The sequence below is a fragment of the Bartonella sp. AP7XZML genome (assembly GCF_042195745.1).
Classification (GTDB): Bacteria; Pseudomonadota; Alphaproteobacteria; order Rhizobiales; family Rhizobiaceae; genus Bartonella.
On sequence record NZ_JBHIOT010000096.1, the window covers coordinates 1 to 4,943 of the forward strand.

General features: G+C 46.2%; 2 protein-coding genes. Both read left to right on the plus strand.

What is annotated here, in order from left to right; translation table 11 throughout:
* On the plus strand, nucleotides 1–422 hold a 422-nt coding region (locus ACFILT_RS08220), incomplete at its 5' end, for a ShlB/FhaC/HecB family hemolysin secretion/activation protein (protein ID WP_375679874.1).
* 25 nt (nucleotides 423–447) lie between these two features.
* Nucleotides 448–4,943, plus strand: a 4,496-nt coding sequence (locus ACFILT_RS08225; RefSeq protein ID WP_375679875.1) for a filamentous hemagglutinin N-terminal domain-containing protein, incomplete at its 3' end; no start/stop codon positions are given.

The window sequence follows — 4,943 nt, forward strand, 5'->3', positions numbered from 1 at the left end:
TGGACTTTATACTGAGCAATCTTTTGAGTGGTCAATATTCACCACATAATTTATTGGGTGCGGAGCAGATTTCGTTGGGGGGCGCTTCCAATGTTCGCGGCACGCGTGAGAGTTTGCTTTTTGGCAATAACGGTTTTTTTAGCCGGAATGATTTGTTGTTACGCACCATTCCGTGGAACAATCACGCGACCTTCAAAAAGGTTTTTGGAGAACTTCGCCCTTATGTTGGTTTGGATTATGGGCGTGTGTTTTCGCAAGTTTTGTATGGGATTAAGAGTGACCAGCTTGCCGGTTGGACAGCAGGTGTCAAGCTTGCGGGAGGCATGGTCTCTCTTGATGCCAGTTATTCCAGTATTTTTTGGAGCACAGTTAAGCACAAAAAATCAGGAACATTTTTTATGACATTAACAATGGAACTTTAAGCGTTTTTTATTGGGGAGTTAAAGTATGAGATATGAGAAGAGAGAAGAAAGAGCAGCTTTATTAGGTGTTTTAGTCTCCAGTACGATGCTCAAAAAGGTTTTATTTGGGGGACTTGGTTTTTCTTGTTTGTTAGCACCTTCAGCGTTACAGGCGCAAATTACTGTGGATCCTAACGCGAATGCCGCCCATCGTCCAGATATAGTGGCAGCGCCCAATGGGGTTCCCTCGATTGATATTGTTACCCCCAATGGCAAGGGCTTATCACACAATAAATATAACGATTTTAATATTGGAAATCCGGGTGTGATTTGGAACAATCATGCACAAGAAGTAGGGCAATCGCAGTTGGGGGGCATTATGCCGGGCAATCCGCATTTGCGTTTCACGGGTTCGGCGAAAGTGATTTTAAATGAAGTGACCAGCAGCAAGCGCAGTGCCTTGAATGGTCCAGGAGAGGTTTTTGGGAGCCCAGCCGATGTGATTATAGCCAATCCCAATGGAATAAGCTGTGATGGTTGTGGCTTTATCAATACGCCCCATGCGACCTTAACCACAGGTGTTCCCGAAATTGATGCGAGTGGTTTTTTGAAAGGCTTTGAGGTGCGAGGTGGGGATATTACCTTTGGCGCTAAGGGAGCCAATTTTTTCTCTGGCCAAGGGGCGGTTGATATTGTCGATATTGTCTCACGCACAGTGCATTTTGAAGGAGCTGTTGCGGGCAGAGAAATTGGAGTGACAGCAGGGACGGGTCACTTTGATTATGCTTCACGGGAAATGAAAGAACTGACCGATATTACTGGTAAACCGGAATATGCGATAGATGGTTCTGCTTTGGGGGCTCTACAGGCGGACAGAATAAAACTTGTGGCAACGGAAAAAGGTGTTGGGGTTCGTATGCGCCATGATATGGCAGCCAATGCGGGGCAGTTGCATCTTTCTGCTGACGGGAAAATCTCGTTGAAGAATGTTTTTGGTTATGGGGGTGTTGTCCTCAAATCGAAAAGCCAGAGCATATTGGCAAAGCACATCACCTCGAAAAAGCATATTGATATTGCCGCCCATAAGGATGTGACGTTAGAAACGGTTGGCGCTGAGGGTCATTTGAAGATAGAGGCGCAGGATGGGCTTTTATCGATTGCCGGTAAGGCAACCTCTGGGGGCAATATGGAGCTTTCTTCGCGCCAGACTCTTCAAGTTTCAGGGCTAGGGGCAGGCGCTGATATGGCTCTTGAAGCGGGCGGAGACTTGAAGCTTGAGGGGATTGTTTTAGCACAAGGGAATCTCAAGGCGCATGCCGGTGGTGATATACAAGCTCATTTTTTAGCCGGTGGGGTTGATATGGCGGCAACGGGTGCTGCTGGTGTTGTTGTTCTTGGCACCCAAGGGGATGTTGATCTCCAGAGCAGACAAGGGGCGATTGTCGCTGAAAGTGTTTATGGAGCAGGAGATATCGCCCTGGTTTCTCATAACGGGCTATCTGTTTCTCAAACAATTCTGTCGCATCAAAATGTTGCCATTCAAGCACAACCAGCAACAAATGCTCCCGTTCATTTTGGACAACTTTTAGCCTATGGCAAGGCAAATATTGAGGGTGGGGCGGTTGACTTTTCTTCACTGATGACGGGTGAAGAAGCTGTTTTAAAGGTTGGCAGCCTTGATGCAGGGACACTGATGACAGGTGTCGTTTCTACGGGCGGTTCAGGGGATCTTGTTTTAGATGAAAAGGGCTTTCTTTTGATTACAGCAAAAGAAGGGGTGAAGGTTGGTCAGATTGCCAGTGGTGGCAATATTGAAATTTTTGCAGGCAACGACATCTATTATGATCAGGTCATGGGCTATGGCAGTGCAACATTGACATCGGTATCAGGAGAGATCAGTGTTGAGAATGTGTTGTCTGCTGAGGGGGATGTGAGATTGACGGCAAACACTCTCGATTTAAGCAATAATCGTTCTCATATTTACACGCCGCAAACGCTGTATTTAATTGCAGATCATATTGATGTCTCAGAGAGCGAATTGACTTATGGCGGTTTAGACTTTCAAAGCACCAATGCCCTTGATATTCACAATGCGCGGCTACAAGCCGTAAGAGATGGCGGTGGGACTGGAGATATTCTCTTTATTGCTCCAAGCGTTATGGTTGATGAGACAACGTCGGTTTTAGCAGCCAGAGATTTCGTGATCAAGACGGGGGAGCTTGGAAATAGCGGTCAATTGGCATCGGGGCAGGATTTAGTCTTTAGCGTGACGGGCAATGTGACCAACAACAAAACGGGCTTAATTTATGTGAAGGGCAATGGTGCTTTACAAGTTGATGGGGCTTTGTTGAATGATTTTGGCACCATAATGGCAGAGGGTGATTTATCTTTTACCAATGCGGCTGGCAGCGGAAAAAGCCTTTCGCTTGTGAACAAAGCAGGCTTGATTCAAGCGGGTGGAAACTTAAATATCCAAACCAACACCCTGAAAAACGAAGCCGATAGCACGCCTGTCATCACGGAAAAAACGGAATATAGCGATATTTCTTTCCAAAAACCAGAGGATTTTCATGGTAGCGGAGATGGGTTGTTATATCATAATACACAGCAAGATCTTTGGGGAAAGGGGCACATTGAAGAGCCAGACTCAATTCTTGGTGTTAACATCGAGCATACATTATTTAGTTTGGACGAAGTACTTTTTGGTAATAAGGAAGGATCATACGGCAAAGCAACATTGAAAGATGGAACAGTCTACAAGGCTTTTACTTGGGTAAAAGGACGGGCGCATGGTAGAGATCATATGCAGACATATAAATGGAATGGTTCTCGGCGGAAGGGAGGATGGTTTGGGTCAATAAACGAAAATTGGTCACACATGACAGAAAAGACTGTCACACAAGCATTTTCGCATAAACCAACTGTTTCGGGGGTAATACAATCTAGTGGCAATCTTATTATTAATGCTGATACCATTGACAACCATTATAGCTCTATGAGAGCAGGGGGAAATGCCGATATCCACGCCAATGTGCTGACCAATTTAGGTGCAACGGCTTATAAAAACACTTATCTTGGTTGTCAGGCTAATACAGACAGTTGTTATGGCTATAAAGCTGATGGAAGCCGCGATGTTTCTTTAGATATAGCCAATGGCAAGGATCGCCAGATTGGTTCAGAAGCTTTGGAGAGCGTTCCTGGTCTTGTCCAAGCGGGTGGCACTTTAAATCTGGTGGTTGATCAACTCAATAACACGGCAGCGGAAGGTTCGATTACAGGGGATGCACATTTTAAAGCACAAGCAGTTGAAGGCAATCCACTGGAGTCCTTAAGTGGTTTAACCGGGGCTGGCGCTCTCTTTACACCAACAGTCGATCTCAATAATGCAGGGGAACTTGCTGAGGGGCTCCCTTTACCAAAACCCCAATCGGGGGGTGTTGGGGGCACGCTGCCCAACCAGAATTTCATTTATGAAACGCGGGCAGAATTCCTTGATGTCGGCAAGTTTTATGGCTCAGCCTATTATTTGAACAGAATTGGCTACAATCCTGATCGGGAGATTTTTTTCTTAGGCGATGCTTATTTCGAAAAGCAGCTGATTGAAAAACAAATGCGTGATCTGGTTGGTCAAGGTTTGGGCAAAGGTTCCTTTATTCCTGGAAGTGATGCCATTGAACAAGTCAAAACCTTGCTGGATGTCGGGGCAGACTATGCAAAAGCACACAATCTCCCCTTTGGTGAGGCTTTGAGTGAAGAACAATTGGCGTCCCTAGAAGCCCCGATGGTGATTTATGTGCGCCAACAGGTCAAGGGCATGGATGTTTATGCACCGGTGCTTTACATCCCTGAAAAAGACAGAGCCTCCTTTGTTTCTGCTGGGGCTTTGATCATGGGCGATGATATCAATATCACCAGCCAGAATACCAGCAATTCCACGATAACCAATTCAGGGCGGATTGCGGCAAACCACCAATTGCATGTGCATGGCGGGGATATCTTTAGTCAAGGAGGGCATTTTGCGGCGGGTGGGGATGCTATTTTGCTTGCGGAGAAGAATATTCGTTTGGATGCAGGGCGCACAACGGTTGACGGCGTGGAGACCGTTTTAAACACCGAAGCGCTTTCTACTGGTGGCAATGCGACAGTTCTTGCCAAGCAAGATATCACAGCCTCAGGGGTGGAGATCACCACAGGGGGTGATCTTGCCATGGTTACAGAAGAAGGCAACTTGACGATCGGTTCAGCAGAAACCCATTACCATGATGAACAGGGTGATGCCACCATGCATCATAAATCGGCGTTAAACTCTGGTGGCTCAACGACACTTGCCTCTGGAAAAGATTTGAATATCTTAGGCTCTGATGTTCAAACAACGGATAAACTTCTCTTGCAAGCTGAGAGGAATGTTTCGATTGATGCCACACGCAACAGCATGGATAATCAGAGTGGGAGTGAAACATCTCATGTTGCCTTGCACAATGGCTCTCATCTAAGTTCTGGAAAAGAGACCACTGTTCTCTCTGGAAAAGATATCCATATGGC